At 61.4% G+C, this 17,722-nt stretch carries 15 protein-coding genes; 7 read left to right on the plus strand and 8 right to left on the minus strand.

Annotation, left to right across the window (positions count from 1 at the left end; translation table 11 throughout):
- Positions 1–244 precede the first annotated feature (244 nt).
- A complete protein-coding gene (locus tag LLH00_09880) occupies positions 245–1,210 on the plus strand; it encodes a fatty acid desaturase (protein MCE5271576.1) in 966 nt (321 codons plus the stop codon).
- A 94-nt stretch (positions 1,211–1,304) separates the two neighbouring features.
- On the opposite strand, the gene LLH00_09885 is transcribed toward LLH00_09880, so the two are convergent.
- On the minus strand, positions 1,305–1,781 hold the full coding sequence (locus LLH00_09885) for a hypothetical protein (protein MCE5271577.1): 477 nt from the start codon (positions 1,779–1,781) through the stop codon (positions 1,305–1,307).
- Between the two features lie 57 nt (positions 1,782–1,838).
- Between LLH00_09885 and LLH00_09890 the strand changes: the two genes are divergently transcribed.
- Both LLH00_09890 and LLH00_09895 read left to right on the plus strand, forming a co-directional pair.
- Positions 1,839–2,543, plus strand: a complete 705-nt coding sequence (locus LLH00_09890; GenBank protein MCE5271578.1) for a DUF4159 domain-containing protein — start codon at positions 1,839–1,841, stop codon at positions 2,541–2,543.
- Positions 2,544–2,547: 4 nt separating this feature from the next.
- Positions 2,548–6,231 (plus strand): hypothetical protein, encoded by a 3,684-nt coding sequence (locus LLH00_09895; protein ID MCE5271579.1) that lies wholly within the window; start codon positions 2,548–2,550, stop codon positions 6,229–6,231.
- 77 nt (positions 6,232–6,308) lie between these two features.
- On the opposite strand, the gene LLH00_09900 is transcribed toward LLH00_09895, so the two are convergent.
- Both LLH00_09900 and LLH00_09905 read right to left on the minus strand, forming a co-directional pair.
- The gene (locus LLH00_09900; protein MCE5271580.1) at positions 6,309–7,028 is read right to left on the minus strand and encodes a DUF1573 domain-containing protein; all 720 of its coding nucleotides are present in this window, start codon (positions 7,026–7,028) and stop codon (positions 6,309–6,311) included.
- A 47-nt stretch (positions 7,029–7,075) separates the two neighbouring features.
- Complete coding sequence (locus tag LLH00_09905; protein ID MCE5271581.1) at positions 7,076–7,684, minus strand: hypothetical protein; 609 nt, start codon at positions 7,682–7,684, stop codon at positions 7,076–7,078.
- A 279-nt stretch (positions 7,685–7,963) separates the two neighbouring features.
- Here LLH00_09905 and LLH00_09910 point away from each other — a divergent pair, with 279 nt between their 5' ends.
- Positions 7,964–8,674 carry a flagellar motor protein MotB gene (locus LLH00_09910; protein MCE5271582.1) on the plus strand — a complete coding sequence of 237 codons (711 nt, stop codon included), beginning with the start codon at positions 7,964–7,966 and terminating at the stop codon, positions 8,672–8,674.
- 160 nt (positions 8,675–8,834) lie between these two features.
- Entirely contained in the window at positions 8,835–9,314 is a 480-nt protein-coding gene (locus tag LLH00_09915; GenBank protein MCE5271583.1) for a hypothetical protein, read from the plus strand.
- A 253-nt stretch (positions 9,315–9,567) separates the two neighbouring features.
- On the opposite strand, the gene LLH00_09920 is transcribed toward LLH00_09915, so the two are convergent.
- Both LLH00_09920 and leuS read right to left on the minus strand, forming a co-directional pair.
- Positions 9,568–10,560, minus strand: a complete 993-nt coding sequence (locus LLH00_09920; protein ID MCE5271584.1) for an aldo/keto reductase — start codon at positions 10,558–10,560, stop codon at positions 9,568–9,570.
- A 116-nt stretch (positions 10,561–10,676) separates the two neighbouring features.
- On the minus strand, positions 10,677–13,208 hold the full coding sequence (leuS, locus tag LLH00_09925) for a leucine--tRNA ligase (protein MCE5271585.1): 2,532 nt from the start codon (positions 13,206–13,208) through the stop codon (positions 10,677–10,679).
- A gap of 284 nt (positions 13,209–13,492) precedes the next feature.
- On the opposite strand from leuS, the gene prmC reads away from it, so the two are divergent.
- Together prmC and murA are read left to right on the plus strand one after the other, a co-directional pair.
- Positions 13,493–14,371: a peptide chain release factor N(5)-glutamine methyltransferase gene (gene prmC, locus LLH00_09930; GenBank protein ID MCE5271586.1), complete on the plus strand. Its 879-nt coding sequence runs from the start codon at positions 13,493–13,495 to the stop codon at positions 14,369–14,371.
- A gap of 19 nt (positions 14,372–14,390) precedes the next feature.
- Positions 14,391–15,656, plus strand: coding sequence for a UDP-N-acetylglucosamine 1-carboxyvinyltransferase (gene murA, locus LLH00_09935; GenBank protein ID MCE5271587.1), 1,266 nt, complete (start codon positions 14,391–14,393; stop codon positions 15,654–15,656).
- A gap of 170 nt (positions 15,657–15,826) precedes the next feature.
- Here the strand turns inward: murA and LLH00_09940 are convergent, their stop codons facing one another.
- From LLH00_09940 to LLH00_09950, 3 genes are all read right to left on the minus strand, one after another.
- On the minus strand, positions 15,827–16,549 hold the full coding sequence (locus LLH00_09940) for a HEAT repeat domain-containing protein (protein ID MCE5271588.1): 723 nt from the start codon (positions 16,547–16,549) through the stop codon (positions 15,827–15,829).
- Positions 16,550–16,632: 83 nt separating this feature from the next.
- Positions 16,633–17,001, minus strand: a complete 369-nt coding sequence (locus LLH00_09945; GenBank protein ID MCE5271589.1) for a polymer-forming cytoskeletal protein — start codon at positions 16,999–17,001, stop codon at positions 16,633–16,635.
- Between the two features lie 32 nt (positions 17,002–17,033).
- A complete protein-coding gene (locus LLH00_09950; protein ID MCE5271590.1) occupies positions 17,034–17,711 on the minus strand; it encodes a hypothetical protein in 678 nt (225 codons plus the stop codon).
- Positions 17,712–17,722 lie beyond the last annotated feature (11 nt).

Genomic DNA, 17,722 nt, shown 5'->3' on the forward strand with positions numbered 1-17,722 from the left:
CACTTTGTGGACATTGTCTGGGTGCTGCTGTTTTTCAGCCTCTACCTGATCTGAGCCGGGGCAGGGGAGGACAAGCCCTCTTCCCGCCGTGGATTGCCCGCCAGGAAGCCTTTTCCCGCCCAAAAACATCTGGCTGCTTGACATACCGCTTCTGAAGCGTTAATCAATACTAAGGTTGTTGCGATACAGAAACAGTGCCCGTGGGCCAATAACATGAGAATGTATCTCATTTAGGATTGAACGCATGAGCGAGCCGAAATATTTCTGGGCCGAGGCCTCGCGCGAGCTGCGCGAGGAGCTTAAGGCCACGATCGATCATAACGAAACCGCCCGCTTGCAGCGTAAGCAGCCCTGGCGTCACTTTGCGGTCGCGGCGCGGCAGTTCGTTTTCCTGGGCCTCTCCACCTGGGCCCTGGTGCGCTACCGCACGCTCTGGGTGGTTGTTCCTGCCGCGCTGCTCTCGGGGGTGACAGTGTTCAATTTCACGGTCCTGCTGCACGAGCAGCTCCATAACCTGATCTTCCGCGGCCACCACCCGCACCTCAACCGTTTTCTCGGCCACCTGTACGCGTTCTGGAGCGGCATCTCCAGCTCGCAGTTCACCCGCTGGCACCTCGACCATCACCTCCAGTTAGGCCACTCGACCCTCGACCCCAAGCGTCACCACCTGTCGCCCAAGAGAAATTCACGTCTGGTGAAAACACTCTATTTCACCCCGGCGCTGTTCTTTATCTATTTTCGCGCAGCCGCAAGAGAAGCAGCCACTTATCCGTCGGACCTCAGAAACAGGATCAAGCGCGAGCGATTGGTCTCTGTCGCCGGCCACCTGGCTTTCCAGGTCCTTCTTTTCTGGCTGGGCGGGGCCGGGGCCTGGTTCAGGGCCTATGCACTGCCGGTGTATTTCGTGTTCCCGCTCGTTTTCGCCCTCAACCGGGTGGGCCAGCACTACAACATCAAGACCGGGGACCCGGCCGGCTGGACCACCTGGATCGCGGGCCACTGGTTCTGGGATTTCCTCTACCTCAACTCGAACTACCACCTGGAACACCACTATTTCCCGGGGGTTCCTTTCTACAACCTGCCCCGCCTGCAGCGCCTTCTCACCCCGCTCTACTGTCGCCACGGCCTGGAGCCGTTTTCGTACCCGCGCCTGTTGTACGGCTACCTGGTGCTCAACCGCACGCCCCACACCGAGTGGGATTTCGCCTGAGCGGACGGCATGGCCCTTGAACGGAATAAAAATGGGGGCTATCTTAAACAGAGCGTGATTCGGGGGGTACTATCCGTGGTGAGCGTGCAGAGTTTCAGCGGGAGAAAAACCCCTTGATCGAGCCACCCAGCATGTTGTGTTCCTGAAGGAACCGGGCGGTGCTGTCGGAAAGGTCCGAGACCGCGCTGTCGGGCGATTCGATGGACCCGGTCGTGGCGCCCTCGAAACCTCGGATCAGGCCGAAAATCTTGGGGTTGAAATCCAGGCTGGTGTGGAAGAACAGTATATCGACCGGGGCCTTCCAGCTCAACTCGATATAGATAATCTCCCCGTTGATAGTCTGCACCCGGAGGTCCTCCGGCCGGACACTCAGGTTCAGGTCCTCGGCCTTGGCGGCCAGGAAAGCGCGCACCCGCTCCTCGGACTGCGAGGCGAAAAACATCCTCGACTGGGTCTGCATCAGGTCTTTCATCACCCAGAGCTTGCTATAGGGGACCCAAAAACTGACCGCGGCGTACACGGCCAGCAGACCGAGGACCAGGTAGATTTTGCGGCGCAGGTCTGAATCCATGCTCCACCCTTCGGGGCGAGACCGGGGAAAGGTTAATCGTACATGAGGCTGTCGAGAATGAAACCCAGGCTCGGAACTGCTCTGCTGCTTCTTGCCGCGGCGGTCTTGACGCGCCCGTCAGCGGCCCAGACGCCGAACCCGCCTGTGGCCCCATCCACCACGGGTGCGCGGCTGACAATCGCCCGGGTGATCTACGAGGGTGGGGGAGACTGGTACTCCAACCCCTCCTCGCTGCCCAATCTGCTGGCTGCGATCAGAAAGTATACCGGATTGTCGGTAGACAAGCAAGAGGCACAAGTGCGCCTGAAAAGCGCCGAGCTGTTCCGCTACCCCTTCCTTTACCTGAACGGCCACGGCAATGTCTCGTTCGATGAGGAGGAGGTGGTCCGCCTGCGCAAGTACCTCCTGGGCGGCGGGTTCCTGCACGCGGATGATAACTACGGCATGGATGCCAGTTTCCGCCGTGAGATGAAAAAAGTGTTCCCGGACAAGGAGTTTGTGCCGGTGCCGTTCGACTATCCGATCTTCCACACGGTGTTCGATTTCCCGGGCGGCCTGCCCAAGGTGCACGAGCATGACGGGGGCCCGCCCAAGGGGCTGGGAATTTTCGCCGCCGGTCGTCTGGTGGTGTTCTACAGCCTGAACACCGACCTGGGCGACGGCTGGGAGGACCCGGAGGTTCACAAGGACCCCGAGCCGGTCCGTCAGGCCGCCCTGCGCATGGGAGTGAACATATTCATGTACGCCCTGACTCGCGAGTGAAAGTATGGCCACATTCGACCACATACCGCCAGCCAGTCAGATAGAGTCCACCCTGCGGCGAGTCCGCGCCCGTCTGCTGCGCGCCGGTTTAATCGCGGTGGGGGAGCGTCTTCTGGCCGCCGCCGCGCTGGCCGTGGTGCTCCTGACCGGCCTGGACAGCCTGTTCTGGCTGCCGGGAGTATGGCGGCTGGGGCTCCTGACCGCATTGGCCGCGATTCTGGCCGGGATTCTCCAGTGGGGCCTCTGGCGGGCCTGGCAGGTATACGGTCGTCTCGAAGCAGTGGCCCGCGCCTGCGACCATGCCGCGCCCGAGTTGCACAACGGCCTGGAGTCGGCCCTGCAGTTCATGGGAGGGGCTTTCCGGTCCGGAGAATTCTATTCGACTGAACTGGTGGCAGCCGCGCTGGAGCGCACCGCCTCCAATGTGAGAGGGTCTGAGGCGCAGAAACGCCTTTTCGACAATATCACCGCGCCCCGCGCGGCTCAGGTGCGCCGCAGACGGCGTATTCTGCTGGCGGCCTGCAGCCTCTGCCTGGGGTTGTTCCTCTACCGTCCCCTGGCCGTGGGCCAGAGCCTGCGCGCCTGGGCCGACCCGTTCGACCTGATCCGCCGCGAGCGCGCCTACCACCTGATCGTAAGCCCCGGCAATATCACCCTGATGCGGGGAGATTCGCTCAGCGTGCGGGCGGTCGGCTCGATCCACCGTCCGGGACGGGTGCGCCTGGACTGGTGGCAGGCCGGTAAGGTGGGCCAAAGCCGGGAAATGTCCTACCTGCGTGACCAGTTTGAGTACCGCGCCGACCTCGGCCCGCTTGAGAGCGACCTGAGCTACGTGGTGTCGCAGGGGAGCACAGTGACCGACACTTTCCGGGTCACCGTGACCAGCAACCCCTTTGTCACCAGCCTTCACCTGCGCTACGAGTACCCGGCCTACACCGGCCTGGGAGTCTACGAGACCGAGCGCGACCGGGCGGTCCAGGCCCTGCGCGGCACACGGGTGGTCCTGAGCGGACGGGCCAGCAACCCGCTGGCCGCGGCCGAGTTGCGCCTGGAACGTGGCGAAGTGCACCGGATGCCGGTCACTGCGGAGCGTGTGTTCTGCGACACTCTTGTCCTGGATGCGGACACCCGCTACAGCCTGCGCCTGACCGACACCTGGGGCCTGGCCAACACCGACACTCTGCCGTACCCGGTCACTGTGCTGAACGATGAGGCGCCGCGGATAGTGCTGCTTTTTCCGGAGGCCGAGGCCAACCTGGGCCGGGAGATGGTCCAGCCCCTGATGTACGAGGCGGCGGATGATTACGGCCTGAGCCGGGTCAGCCTGAGCTACCGCAAGGAGAAAACGGGCGGACGGAGGGAGGACCAGGAGCGCAGCCTGAGCCTGCCCGCGGGTTCTTCCAGCGGGGCCACCCACGTCCTGGAGCGTTTCAACTGGGAGCTGGGCGAGTTGCACCTTCTGCCCGGTGAGTCCGTGCTCTATCGCCTGACCGCCTGGGACAACGACCGGGTCAGCGGCCCCAAGGCCACCGCCAGCGCCGAGTTCCGTCTCAAGTTCCCCTCGCTTGAGGAGATATTCAAGCAGGGCGAGAAACAGCAGGAGCAGATCGCATCGCGCCTGGATGACCTGGGCCAGGAGGGCCAGAAAACCCTGGAGCAGGTCAAGAAAATGCAGGAGGCCCTGGAGCGCGGCCACGAGATGGACTGGCAGGAGAAACAGCGCCTGGGGCAGGCCCTGGAGCGCCAGAAACAGATCTCCGAGCAGGTGGGCCGTCTGGCCGACCAGATGAAACAGAACATCGAGCGCATGCAAAGCGCGGGGGCCAGCTCGCCCGAGCTGCTCGAAAAACTCCAGCGCGTGCAGCAGCTGATGGACGAGATCTCGACCGATGAGGTCAAAGAGCTGCTCTCCAAGATACAGTCCTCCCTGGACAAGCTCGACAACAAGGCGCTCTCGGACCAGATGAACAAGCTGGAGTTCTCGCAGGAAAAGCTGCTGGACAAGCTGGACAAGACAATCAGCGTGCTCGAAAAGGTCAAGCTCGAACAGCAGATGGATTTCCTGGTCAGCCGCACGCGCGAACTGGCTGCGGCCAGCGAGGCCCTGGCCGACAGCGTGGCCGTGAAATCTCCAGACGGTGAACAGAAAGGTGAGAGCGCCGACTCGCTGGCCGCCTCAGGCGCCAAGCCGGGCCAACCGGGCAGTGAGGCCTCCGCCGACAGCCTCGGCGCCCCCGGAAGCGCGCTCAGCGACTCGACGCAGGCCGGGGGCCAGTCCTCCAAGCGCGAGACCGAGCAGTCACCCCTGGAGCGCGAGCTGACCGGCAAGGAGCCCGCCGAGGCCCTCGACCAGATGAAAAAGCTGACCGCCGAGGTGTTCGACCGGATGGGAAACGCGGTCAAGAGCTTCGACCGGGCGGGCCAGAAAGAGCTGGCCGCGAAGCTGGGCCAGGAGTCGGCGCCCGAGCAGCGGGAATCTTTCGAGCAGGATTACGAGGAGACAGAACAAGCCCTGGAGGCCGAGCAGCCGGGCAAGGCCGCCGGCTCCCAGCGCCGCGCGGGCCGCAGGATGGATGCACTGCACGAACGGATGGAGAAATACAGCCGGGAACTGAAAGAGAAATGGCGGCAGGAGGTTTCCGAGGCCATACTCCGGGCGTTCGACAACCTGGATTATCTGTCCAGGCACCAGGAGGAGGTGGCCGAGCAGATACAGGCGGAGACTGATTTCAGCCATCCGGACGTGCTCAAGATCGCGGGACAGCAGCAGGAGGTCTCACGGGGGCTGTCCACGGTGCTGGCCGGGCTGGTCGAGTCCGCGCGGGACAATTTTTTCATCAGCGTGCGCCTTCTGGATATAGTGGATGCGGCCAGCGCACGCAGCGAAAGCGCGGCCAGCCTGCTCAGCGCCGAGGAGCGCAACAAGGACCAAGCCTTCCAGGCCGCGGCCGGCGCCCTGGCCGCGATCAACGCCGGCATGCTCAGCCTGATGGAAGACCACGACAACCTTCTGCAGTCGAGCAGTGGGGTAGGGATGGACCGGATGATGAAGCAGCTCGAGCAACTCTCACGCCGCCAGGAGGAGCTGAACCGGAACATGCAGCAGCAGATGGGTAGCAGTCAGCGCCGCCGGAACGGCCAGAACCCCTCCGGCACAGGCTCCGGGCTTTCGCTGCCGCCGCAGTCCGCACAGGGTCAGATGCAGGAGATGCTGCGCCAGATGGCGGCCGAGCAGCGGGCAATCCAGGAGCAGTTGGCCCGCATGGCCGAGCAGGCCGGCCAGTCGGCGCAGACCGGGCGGCTCAAGGACGCACTGGAGGGGATGGAAAAAGAGGCCAGCGAGGTGGCGGAACAGATGCTGAAAAGGGGTGTGACGCCCGAAACCCTGCAGCGCCAGCAGCGCCTTCTCGACCGCATGCTAAGCGCCCAGCACTCCCTGCGCAACAACGACAGCCGCGACAACGAGCGCAAGAGCGAGACCGCGCGGGATTACACTCCGGCGCCACCCTCGGCGCTCAGCCCCGACCTGCTCGATCCGGCGGCCAGACAGTCGGAGCTGGAGGCCATATTCCAGAAATGGAACGGCGCCTACCCTGAAAGCTACGAGAACCTGATCCGCAAGTACTACGAACGTCTGAACGCTCCGCAGGCCGGGCCGGAGAAAGGCCGGGCCGACGGTAACGAGTAGAGCTGTAACCGGAACGTGAAAGGCCGCTGCCCGGTCACCCGGACAACGGCCTTTTTGTCAGCGCCTGTTAGCGGACCTTAGTCCACCGCCCGGCTGTAAAGCTTGATTGTCACTTCTTTCTGCGGGCCGGTGAAATGGATGGTCATACTGCCGGTGAGCTTGGTCTCGCGCGTGACCTTGTCCACGACCAGCAGCATCTGGGTGTTCTCGCCGGGCTTCAGTTTCAGCTTGGGCAGCTCGAAACGGACATCCGGCACGGTGCAGGAGACCTCGGTGATCCCGATCGTGATCTCGGAGGTGTTCAGCAGGTTGATCTTGCGCTCGATCCGCTCACCCTCCTTGAGCCCGGAGAAATACATCTGATTGGGCGAGACGCTCAGGTCCACCCGGACCTCACCCTCCAGGGAGAGCTTGGTCACCGGTTGGAGCGAGTCGTTAGACTGCACGTATATCTCTTTCTGCACCTTGCCCGAGAAGCGTCCCGAATCGAAGGAAGCCGAAATGTACGTACTTTCGCCCGGGGCGACTTCTTTCTTGTCGGCCAGGGCCACGGTGCAGCCGCAGCTCGAACGGACATTGTCGATCACGAGAGTTGCCCGGCCCACGTTGCGCAGGGAGAACTTATGCGTGACCACGGCCCCGCGGTAGATGGCGCCGAATTCGTAATTGGGCTGCAACGCTTCGATCTTGGGACCGCTCTGCGGCTGCTGCGCCGAGAGTTCTCCCAACGACAGAACAGACATGCCGAGCACGGTCGCGGTGACCAGAGGGGAAATAAATTCCTGCAAAGATTTCATTCCTGCATATCCTCCCAGTGCGGCTTAAGCATTTCCTAAAGACGGCTTCAGGACAGTCCTGCGGCTTTCTCGCTCAGTTTTTTGTCCATCTCCCAGGAGCTCTTGTAGGCGTTCATGGCCTCGTAATACTGACCATTGCAGCGTAAAGACTCTCCGAGATAGTAATATATACCCGGAAATTCAGGCTTTGAGTCAATCACTTTCTGAAACTGGTTCTGAGCCTTGTCATACTGGGCGAATCGCATATAGGCGATGCCCAGGGTGAATTCCGGCTCCACATCGAACGGGTTAAGGTTCTTGGCGGAAAGGTATTCGGCGTAGACAGTCTGAAGGTCCTTGCCCTCCAGATTGAGCCGGAGCCCGGACATCTCGAGGCTTCTGAAATCTATGTCATCCGGGGATTCGATGGAGGTGGATCTCGTATCGGCAGTGTCCAGCAGTGGCTCCACCTCCTGGTTGCCACCGGACATGACTATCTCGCGGAAACGCTCGGTGTCCAACGGCGCCAGGCCGCTTTCCCGCAGCTTGTCACTCAGGGTTTTGGGCTTGCGGTTCAGGTTCATCTTTTCGACATTGCTCATCTGCTGGGCGATAAATACAGCCACAACAAAGAGGATCACTACAAAAATGCCGGCTACGATTATCATGTTCGGCATCGGAGACCTCGCCAAAAAGGTGATTAATTAATATAGATCGACAATGTTTCATTGGCAAGCGCTATGCCACGGTTTATTGACAAATGCCCGCCGAGAGACCTATAGTATAGATGATTCGAAAAAACCGCCTTCCGGCAATTACCATCTCTTGTTTGCGCGCTGATATTTTCCGAACCCGGGTGGGGCAGTCTCCGGTTTGTGTTGCACGGTTTTTGCATACAAGAGTGAAACCGGTTTTTCTCTTTTTCATCGGCATGCTCTCAGACACGGATACAGACAATGGCCAAAGAAGAATGCGAATGCCCGGAAGGCGCACCGCCCTGGTTGTGTACGTACAGTGACCTGATGTCGCTGCTGCTGTGCTTTTTCGTTCTGATCGTCTCGATGTCCTCGACCGACCCGAACCCATTCAACAAAGCCGTGGGAGCGCTGAAAGGTTCTCTCGGCGTTCTCACCGAGGATTCCTCGTCTCCAGAGATGCAACAGGCGGTGGTCTGGAAAGTCAGCGACGTGGACATGGGCGAACTGTCCATGGCTATTTCAGCGCTGCAGGATTTCGCCGAAACGCAGAATGAGAAGAAAAGCCTCAGCGTCAAGATCACCAGCGAGGGGATCGCGGTGCGTGTCCTGACTCCGATCCTTTTCGAGCAGGGGAGCGCCGAGATACGCCCCCAGGGCATGCCGTACCTGGCCAAGATATTCGAGTTGGCCAAGACCTTCGATAACGATATCCGGGTCTGCGGATACACCGATGACACTCCGATCAGCGGAGGACTCTACAATTCCAACTGGGAGCTGGCCTACGCCCGTGCGCGCAACGTGGCCAAGTTCGGCATGAACTATTCCAAGCTCGACCCGAAACGCTTTTCCGTTGTTTCATACGGCGAGTTCCGTCCCGCATTCCCGAACGACACCGAGGAGAACCGTAAGAAAAACCGCAGGATCGAAATATTTATAGAATATAAAGTTAATCTCGATCCCTTGACGTAGTTTCTCGCATTGTGCGCCGCCACACACAATTAACTGCGAGGTGTCGATGAAACCCTGCCCGGTGTGCTATTCCCAGATTAACGCCCATGCCATTAAATGCCCTAAATGCCTGTCCTATATCCGTCCCAGAATCAACGAGGGACAATTCTGGGGCACCTGCATGATGATCTGCGGCATCCTGGGGGGCGCGGCCAGCTACATCTGGTACCTGTCCAATTTTAACGAGATGACCATTCTGTTCATGCGGGTCGGAATTTTCATGGCCTATATCGGTTTCCTGGTCTATGGCCTGGGGACTTTTCTGTCCTGGTTCCGCAAGCGGGGTGAGCAGAGCGAACTCGAAAAGATACCCGTGTCCGAGGGCATGAAACGCTGCTGTTTCTGCGGCGAGGAGATCGATGTGCGCGCTGTGCGCTGCCAATTCTGCCACAGCTACCAGCGTCAGGAAAGAGGCAAGATACTTGCGACTTTTGTCGTGGTGAGCGGAATCCTGATCCTGACCACGGCCTATATAATGTTCCTGGCCAAGAACCTTCAATCCGAGTTCTACATGCAGGCCGGCCTGCTGATTATTTTCATCGGCGTGCTCGCGTTCCTGTACATGGTAATCCGCAACCGGTATTCCTTGCGCGGTTTCTGACCCGTCAAGTTCGGTGGAAAGCAAAGGCCCCGGTCCGTGTAATTGCTCGACACGGACCGGGGCTTCTTTTATCAGGGAGGGGATTGCCGAAAAGCTCCACCGGCCGAACGCTTCTCTGACGAGAAACATTTCCCATGGTTTACATAATATATCTTATGCGACATCGGTTAAATCAACTCTTTGGCGGCCAATGCGATCCGTAACTTATGCCGGAATGCGCATTCCTTAAATCGTACCTGCCATTCAGCACGACCTACCAGTCGATCGTCTTCATCGAGTACTCCGCGTAACGCAATCCCTGCGCCACACCCTTCGGCGCCACCCGGTCGATCCGTTCCAGGTCCTCGCGTCCCAGACTCACGTTCAGCGCCTCGATGTTCTCCTCCAGGTATTTCACGCGCTTGGTCCCGGCTATCGGCACGATATCCGCGCCCTGGGCCAGCAGCCAGCCCAGCGCCAACTGCGCCGGAGTGCATTTCTTGTCCGCGGCTATCGCCTCCAGCGCCCGGACTATCTTCAGGTTCTGCTCGAAATTGTCCCCGCTGAAACGCGGGAAATATCCGCTGCGGCGGCTGTCTTTCTCATCCAGCCCAGTGCTGTCCTTGATCTTTCCGGTCAGAAACCCGCGTCCGAGCGGACTGTAGGCCACAAAACCGATCCCCAGCTCACGGCAGGTGGACAGGATTTCGGACTCCACGTCCCGGGTCCAGAGCGAGTATTCGCTCTGCAGGGCGCTTATCGGGTGCACGGCCCGGGCCTTGCGGATATTGGCCGGGCCGGCCTCGGATAGCCCCAGATAGCGCACCTTTCCGGCCTTGACCAGCTCGGCCATCGCGCCCACGGTCTCCTCGATTGGCGTGTCCGGATCGACCCGGTGCTGGTAGTAAAGATCTATAGTTTCAATATTTAAACGTTTCAGACTGGCGTCGCAGCACTTGCGCACGTACTCCGGCTTGCCGTTCACCCCCAGAAAACTGCCATCCGCACCGCGCACGTTGCCGAATTTCGTGGCCAGGACCACCTTGTCCCTGCGGTCGCGGATAGCCCGCCCAACCAGCTCCTCGTTGCGGCCCACGCCGTACATGTCCGCTGTGTCCAGGAAATTCAGGCCCAGCTCCAGCGCCCGGTGGATCGTGCGGATCGACTCGGCCTCATCCGCGTTGCCGTAGAACTCCGACATCCCCATACAGCCAAGCCCGAGGGCCGACACTTTCAGACCTTGGCTGCCCAGATACCTGTACTGCATACCAAGCCTCCTTCGGCTGTCCGATACACACTGAAACAAATAAAAAAGCCTCCAGACTGATCTCCAGTATGGAGGCTTCCCTGCCCGCTTCATTATACTGCTTTCCGGCCCGCGGTTCAAGCCACCACGAAATTCAGCAGCTTGTCGGGCACGTAGATAATCTTACGGATTTTGCTGCTGTCCACGTAGCGGCCGACTTTCTCATCCGCCAGGGCCAGCTCGCAGGCCTTATCCTGGCTTAAGCCCCGCGGCGCATCGAGGTGCGAGCGCAGCTTGCCGTTGACCTGCACCACCAGCGTGACCACATCCTCTTTGAGGATTTCCTTGTCCCAGGACGGCCACTCGCTGCGGAACACGCTGCCGTTGCGCCCCAGGGCGCTCTGCCAGAGCTCCTCGCAGAAATGCGGGGCGAACGGCGCCAGGAGCTTCACCAGAACCTCCAGAGCCTCGGCCAGAAACGTCAGGCTTACTGGCGCGTTGCCCGTTTCCTCGCCGGCGTACGGCACCAACACGTTAACCAGCTCCATGATCCGGCTGAGCGCGGTGTTGAAATGCATGCGCTCCAGGTCGTCCCCGGCACCACGGATCGAGTTGTGCATCACGCGCAGGATGTCCTGCTCGGCGCGGCCCAGGCCCGCCAGGGCCGACGGTGTGGTCCGCGCGGGCTCCACGCCGCGCACCCGTTCGGCATTGTGCTGCACCAGGCGCCAGACCCGGCCGATGAAACGGTTCATGCCCTGGATCCCGGTGTCGTCCCAGTCGCCGCCCTGGGAGTAGTCACCCATGAACATGATGTAGCAGCGGAACGCGTCCGCGCCGTAGCGCTCCAGGAAATTCTCGGGGTTGATCACGTTGCCGCGGCTCTTGCTCATCTTGGCGCCCTGGTTCGTGATCGTCCCCTGGTGGCTCAGGCGCTGGAACGGCTCCTCGAACGGAATGTGTCCCAGGTCGTGGAGCACCATGGTCACAAAACGGGCGTACAGAAGGTGCATCACGGCGTGCTCGGCCCCGCCGACATAATGGTCCACCGGCAGCCACTTGGAGACAATCTCTTTGTTGAAAGGCTGTGTGCTGTCGGCCGGGTCAGGGTAGCGCAGGAAATACCAGGAGGAGTCGACAAAGGTGTCCATGGTGTCGATCTCACGCCGGGCCGGCTTGCCGCAGAGCGGGCAGGTGGTGTGGACAAACTCCTGGTTCGTGGCGAGCGGGCTCACTCCCTTGACCGCTTTCTTGAAATCCACCTCGTAGGGCAGCAGCACCGGGAGCTGGTCCTCCGGGACCGGCACCTCGCCGTGCTCCTCGCAGTAGACCACCGGGATGGGCACGCCCCAGTAGCGCTGACGGCTGATCAGCCAGTCGCGCAGCTTGTAGTTGATCTTGAAATCGGCCTTGCCCGCCGCTTTCAGCTTTTCCACCAGGGCGCGGCCGCCGGCGCGCGACTCGCGGCCGTTGAACTCGCCCGAGTCGACCATGGTACCCGGCTCGGTGTAGGCCTGCTCCAGCGGCTGCCCGGCCTGACCACCCTGCGGAGCGATCACCTCGCGCACCGGAAGGCCCAGCTTGCCCGCAAACTCGAAATCGCGCTCATCGTGCGCCGGCACAGCCATCACAATCCCGGTGCCGTAGGAGGCCAGCACGTAGTCCGCGATCCAGACCGGCACCCGCTCGCCGTTGGCCGGATTGACCGCGTAGGCCCCGGTGAACACGCCGGTTTTCTCCTTGACCGTGCTGGTGCGCTGGATTTCGTTCTGGCTGCGGGCCAGCGCGACATAGTCCGCCACGTCCGCGCGTCGCTCCGGCACGGTGATCCGCTCCACCAGCGGGTGCTCCGGGGCCATCACCACGTAGGTAACGCCGAACAGCGTGTCGGGACGGGTGGTGAAGACCTTGAAATTCCGTTCCTCGGGGCCCAGACGGTCGGCGCCGGGGGTGTCCGTGGCGAAGCTGAACGTGAGTTCGGCCCCCTCGCTGCGTCCGATCCAGTTACGCTGCATGGTCTTGGTCTTCTCGGGCCAGTCGATTTTGTCCAGCCCGGCCAGCAGACGGTCGGCGTAGCGGGTGATCCCGAAGAACCACTGGACTAAATCCTTGCGCGTGACCGGGGTCTCGCAACGTTCGCAGGTTCCCTCGGGCAGGACCTGCTCGTTGGCCAGCACGGTCTGGCAGCTCGGGCACCAGTTGACCGGGGCCTTGGCCCGGTAGGCCAGCCCGGCCTTGTAGAGCTGCAGGAAAATCCACTGGGTCCACTTGTAGTATTCCGGCGCGCTGGTGTTGACCTCGCGCGACCAGTCGTACATCGCTCCGATGGCCTTGAGCTGGCCGCGGATAAACCGGATGTTGTCGCCGGTGGAGTTCCAGGGGTGCACGCCGTGCTTGATCGCGTAGTTCTCGGCCGGCATGCCGAACGCATCGTAGCCGATGGGCTCGAAGATGTTCCAGCCCTGCATGCGGCGGAACCGCGCCCAGGTGTCGGTGGGCCCGTAGTTGTACCAGTGGCCGATATGCAGCTTGTCGCCCGAGGGGTAGATGAACATCACCAGTGTGTAGCACTTGCGGGCCGCATCGCTCAGGTCGGCGTGATGCAGGCCCTGTTCTTCCCACCAGGCCTGCCATTTCTTTTCCACTGCCTTGAAATCGAACTTTTCCATTCAGGCACCTTCCAACGGTTCGTATTATTTCCGTCCCGCCGCGGGGCCGGATGAATGTATCACTTGAGGTTCAAGCACTTGATGAAGGTTCAATTTTAATAAACTCACCTCCGCCTGTCAAAGGAAACGGGCGTTGACTCGCGGGCGGATTGCCCGGCGCAGACTTAGGTTATATATTGTCACAGCAGAAAACCGGAAGCTTTTCCGGCTTTGCGCACAGCCTTAAGAAAGGCTTGGAACATATTTTCTTTCATTGAGATGCAACACTGAAGAAACTGATTGAAATACTCCGCCTCTGCCAGGCGCACCTCGAGGAGCACGGCGTGCCGGGAGCGCGCCGCAGCGCCGAGCTGATCCTCTGCGCCGTGCTGGGCCTGGACCGTCTGGGCCTCTACCTGAACCACGAGCGCCCGCTGACCGAGGACGAGCTGGAGCGTTGCCGGGAGCTGTTGCGTCGACGGGCGGCGCACGAGCCGCTGCAGTACATCACCGGCCGCACCGCGTTCCGTCACCTGGACCTGGCCACCGGCCCCGGCGCTCTGGTGCCGCGTCCCGAGACCGAGCTGCTGGTGGACCTGGTGCTGGAGGAACTGAAAGCCAAGGCAGGGGAGAGCGTGGCATCCCCTACCCTGCTACCCCGCGTGCTCGACCTGGGCTGCGGGACCGGCGCTGTGGGCCTGGCCCTGGCCGTGGAGCACCCGGCCGCCCGGTACGTGCTGAGCGACCTTTCGGCCGAGGCCCTGGCCTGGGCCGTGCGCAACGCCCAAGCCCTGCCCGCGGGCGCGGGAGCGGTCTCTTTCTGCCGCGCGGACCTCTTGAGCGCGTTCGCCGCCCGGCCGATTTTCGATATTATAGTCTCCAATCCGCCCTATGTCAGCCCGGCCGAGATGCTCTCCCTGCCGGATGAGGTACGCCTGTACGAGCCGCAACTGGCCCTGGACGGCGGCGGGGCGGACGGGACTTCTGTGATCGAGCGCCTGACCGCCCAGGCCGTGGACTGCCTGCGCCCCGGCGGGCTGCTCGCCATCGAGACCGGCGAGAGCCAGCATGCCTCGCTGGAGCGGATTTTCGCCGCCCGGTCCGCAAAGCTCAACGCCCCGGAATTTCACCGCGATCTTTCCGGACGGGAACGGTTTGTCACGGCCCGCCGGTTGAATGACTGAACACTGAAAGGCACCCTGCATGGACAAGTTCGTTATCGAAAAATCCCCCCCCTTAAGCGGAGTGGTCCGTACCGGCGGGGCCAAGAATTCCTGCCTGCCGTTGATGGCGGCCGCGCTTCTTACCGACAGCCCGCTGGAGCTGGGCAACGTGCCCGACCTGATGGACGTGCGCACCATGACCCAGGTGCTGCAGAACCTGGGCGTAAACGTGGAGCGCAAGCCGGGTTGGATGCGCCTGGATGCCTCCGCGGCCGAGGGGTTCACCGCGCCCTATGACCTGGTGCGGCGGATGCGGGCCTCCTACTACGTGCTGGGGCCGCTTGTGGCGCGAAAAGCGCGGGCCGAGGTGAGCCTTCCCGGCGGCTGCGCGATCGGCCAGCGGGCCATGGACCTGCACCTCAAGGGCCTGGCCGCCCTGGGCGCCTCCATCGACACCTCCCGCGGCTATATCCACGCCCACGCGGAGGGTGGCCTCCAAGGCGCACGGGTGGACCTGAGCGGCCCGCGCGGCTCCAGCGTGGGGGCCACGATCAACGTGATGCTGGCCGCAAGCCTGGCCCGCGGTGTGACAGTGATCGAGAACGCCGCCCGAGAGCCCGAGATATGGGACATGGCCGAGCTTCTCAACAAAATGGGGGCGCGGGTGAGCGGCGCGGGCGGAAACGAGATAACAATCGAGGGAGTGAGAGCTCTGGGCGGGGCCGTGCACCGGGTGATCCCGGACCGGATCGAGGCCGGCACATTCGCCGTGGCCGCGGCGATAACCGGTGGCGATATCCTGATCGAGGACTGCTGCCCTGTCCAGATGGAGGCGGTCCTGGCTCTGATCGAGGCCGCCGGCGCCACGCTGGAGCGAAGTGAAAACAGCCTGCGGGTGACACGCACCGGCGAGCTGCGGCCCTTTGACATCTGCACCGCCCCCTACCCCGGGTTCCCCACCGACATGCAGGCTCAGTTCTGCGCCCTGGCTACCCAGGCCAACGGCCCCAGCAGCATCTGCGAGACCATTTTCGAGAACCGGTTCCTGCACGTGCCCGAACTGGCGCGCCTGGGTGCGCGCATGGAGGTGAGCGGCCAGCAGGTGACCATCCAGGGCCCGACCCCGCTTAGCCACGCCCCGGTCATGGCCTCCGACCTGCGGGCCAGCGCCGCGCTGGTCCTGGCCGCCCTGGTGGCCGAGGGCGGCGGCGAGATCAGCCGCATCTACCACCTGGACCGCGGCTACGAGAACCTGGAGGCCAAGCTTACCCGCCTGGGAGCGCATATCCTGCGCATCTCGGAATAGCCAGGCGGCGGTTGGAATGGGTGACACTTGATAACAGGACGGAGTTCAGGTCTTCGGAGTCTGCATCCCAAACGACTGTAGGGGCGGGTTTCAAACCCGCCCCTACGTTTTTGCACTGCTGATTCAGGCCGTTCCTTTTATTGTCCATCTTCCGCAGGCGAGCGCGCCGCTCACTGGCCGCGCTGAATCCTGGCAATCGAGGAATCGGCCATCTCCTCCAGGAACTTGCCCTCGCGCGTGGGCGGGATATTTTTCTTCAGGTTTTCCAGCACCGGCAGGGCCCGCTGATCGCCCAGCATACCCAGGGCCTGGGCCACCTTGTTCTGCGTGTCGAGGTTCTTGCTTTCGGCCAGTTTCGCGATCCCGTCGAACGCCGCTGTGTACTTGCGCGCTCCCAAGACCATTGCCGCCTCGGACTGCAGGAATTCCAGGGTTATATCGCTCGGCTTGGCCCCCAGGGTGTAGGCGGGATCGAGCACCTGGGAGACGCACCGGGTGGCAGTGGTGTCATCGAACTCAGACATTGCGTACATGCAGAACAGACGGACCGTATTGTAGGGGTCCTCCTGCAGGCCGCGGCAGAGAAACGGCACCAGAGTGGGGCCGAACTCCTTGACCCGCGACTGGGCCTCGTTGTAGAGGGCCTGCACGTACTCGACACTCTGCGTGCCCTGCAACACCTGGACTTTCCAAACCACCACGATCGAGGCGGGCTCGTTTTCATGGTTGTTGATGTTGTAGCGCGCCACGCTCATCGCATTCTGGTACTGGCCCTGCTGGTACAATTCCTCGACCTCGGTCAGCTTCGCTTTCTGCGGCGCGCTCATGCAGCCGGAGATAAGGGCGAGCAGGCCGACAAGACAGAATGAGCGGACGTGTTGATTTCTGGACATACACTCTCCTCTTTCAGGGACAGTCGTTCTGGGCCGCAAGCTTTCAGTGTTCAGTCCTTCCACGGCTGCCGGTTTGAATTGGATCAGCGGCGCACCATGTTGCACCGGCCGTTAAACATAACTCCATCCTCGACAGTTATCTCAGACGTTTGAACATCGCCGATAAGCAGGCCGGGGTCGTGGATCGCCAAACGGTGGGACGCGGTCACGTTGCCGTAGATCTTGCCGCTGTTGATCACCGTATCCACATGGATGTCGCCGTCGATCCGGGCCTTTTCACCGATGATCAGCGTGCTGTGTGCGCCTTTTTGCTGATCCGCGACGATTTCACCCTGCACCGCCCCATCGATTCGCATGGTGCCGGAAAAGACCAGCTTTCCATCCAGCCGGGTCGATTCTCCCAGCACGCTGCTGATGCTGTCGATGACTATCTTGTTCTTTTTACTGAACATTTTTCCTCGCCCGGTTTTTACCGCCTGAACTTTTATTTCTGAATTCTTCTTCTGAAATTCAGCAGAAGATCGCCCGTGTCGGAATAAACCTTCACCTCCAGAATATCCGGGGGGTTCGCAAACTGAAGGACACCTTTGTACTCTTTGAAACGGCGGATGGCGAAACGGTCGCCGCGGCGATAATCCACCGGCTTGCCGGTGCGGTATTCCGCTTCCGGGAAAGAGGCCCGTATCTCGCCGGTCTTCGAATCTTTCAGCGCCAGGAACAGGTAGCCCCGCATCACTTCCTCATCCTCTGCAATCTTATGCAGGATGAAATAGTAATCCGCCTGCCCGGCGACCGAGTCGTAGTTTAGGTTCAGGTTCTCGACCGCGATGTTCTCGGGTGTGGCCGCGACATTCTCATCCGGCGGGGCTTCCTGGGTCTGTGCCGCCGCTGACTGGGCGCTCGATGCCGTCTCATCCTCGGTATTCATGCGGTTGATTGTGTTCTGGAGACGGCCGATGTCGGTTTTCAAGGAGCGAATAATCAGTTCGAGCTTCTGGTTGTCGCTGTTCAGGGTCAGGTACCCGCGGATGAAAAAAGCATACGTCGATGCGCTTCCCAGAAGAAGCACCACTATTAGGATCAACAGCTTGATCGACACTTCGAGCGTGACAGGCTGCCGGGTGTCTTTCATAAAAATGATGGTAAGATGGTTCTTTTTCACTGGGAGGGTTA

This window comes from bacterium (assembly GCA_021372515.1).
Taxonomy (GTDB): domain Bacteria; phylum Gemmatimonadota; class Glassbacteria; order GWA2-58-10; family GWA2-58-10; genus JAJFUG01.

Excerpts from the sequence above, each read along its gene's own strand:
- LLH00_09880 (MCE5271576.1), top strand. The coding sequence starts at position 245 with ATGAGCGAGCCGAAATATTTCTGGGCCGAGGCCTCGCGCGAGCTGCGC.
- LLH00_09885 (MCE5271577.1), bottom strand. The coding sequence starts at position 1,781 with ATGGATTCAGACCTGCGCCGCAAAATCTACCTGGTCCTCGGTCTGCTG.
- LLH00_09890 (MCE5271578.1), top strand. The coding sequence starts at position 1,839 with ATGAAACCCAGGCTCGGAACTGCTCTGCTGCTTCTTGCCGCGGCGGTC.
- LLH00_09895 (MCE5271579.1), top strand. The coding sequence starts at position 2,548 with ATGGCCACATTCGACCACATACCGCCAGCCAGTCAGATAGAGTCCACC.
- LLH00_09900 (MCE5271580.1), bottom strand. The coding sequence starts at position 7,028 with ATGAAATCTTTGCAGGAATTTATTTCCCCTCTGGTCACCGCGACCGTG.
- LLH00_09905 (MCE5271581.1), bottom strand. The coding sequence starts at position 7,684 with ATGCCGAACATGATAATCGTAGCCGGCATTTTTGTAGTGATCCTCTTT.
- LLH00_09910 (MCE5271582.1), top strand. The coding sequence starts at position 7,964 with ATGGCCAAAGAAGAATGCGAATGCCCGGAAGGCGCACCGCCCTGGTTG.
- LLH00_09915 (MCE5271583.1), top strand. The coding sequence starts at position 8,835 with ATGATGATCTGCGGCATCCTGGGGGGCGCGGCCAGCTACATCTGGTAC.
- LLH00_09920 (MCE5271584.1), bottom strand. The coding sequence starts at position 10,560 with ATGCAGTACAGGTATCTGGGCAGCCAAGGTCTGAAAGTGTCGGCCCTC.
- leuS (MCE5271585.1), bottom strand. The coding sequence starts at position 13,208 with ATGGAAAAGTTCGATTTCAAGGCAGTGGAAAAGAAATGGCAGGCCTGG.
- murA (MCE5271587.1), top strand. The coding sequence starts at position 14,391 with ATGGACAAGTTCGTTATCGAAAAATCCCCCCCCTTAAGCGGAGTGGTC.
- LLH00_09940 (MCE5271588.1), bottom strand. The coding sequence starts at position 16,549 with ATGTCCAGAAATCAACACGTCCGCTCATTCTGTCTTGTCGGCCTGCTC.
- LLH00_09945 (MCE5271589.1), bottom strand. The coding sequence starts at position 17,001 with ATGTTCAGTAAAAAGAACAAGATAGTCATCGACAGCATCAGCAGCGTG.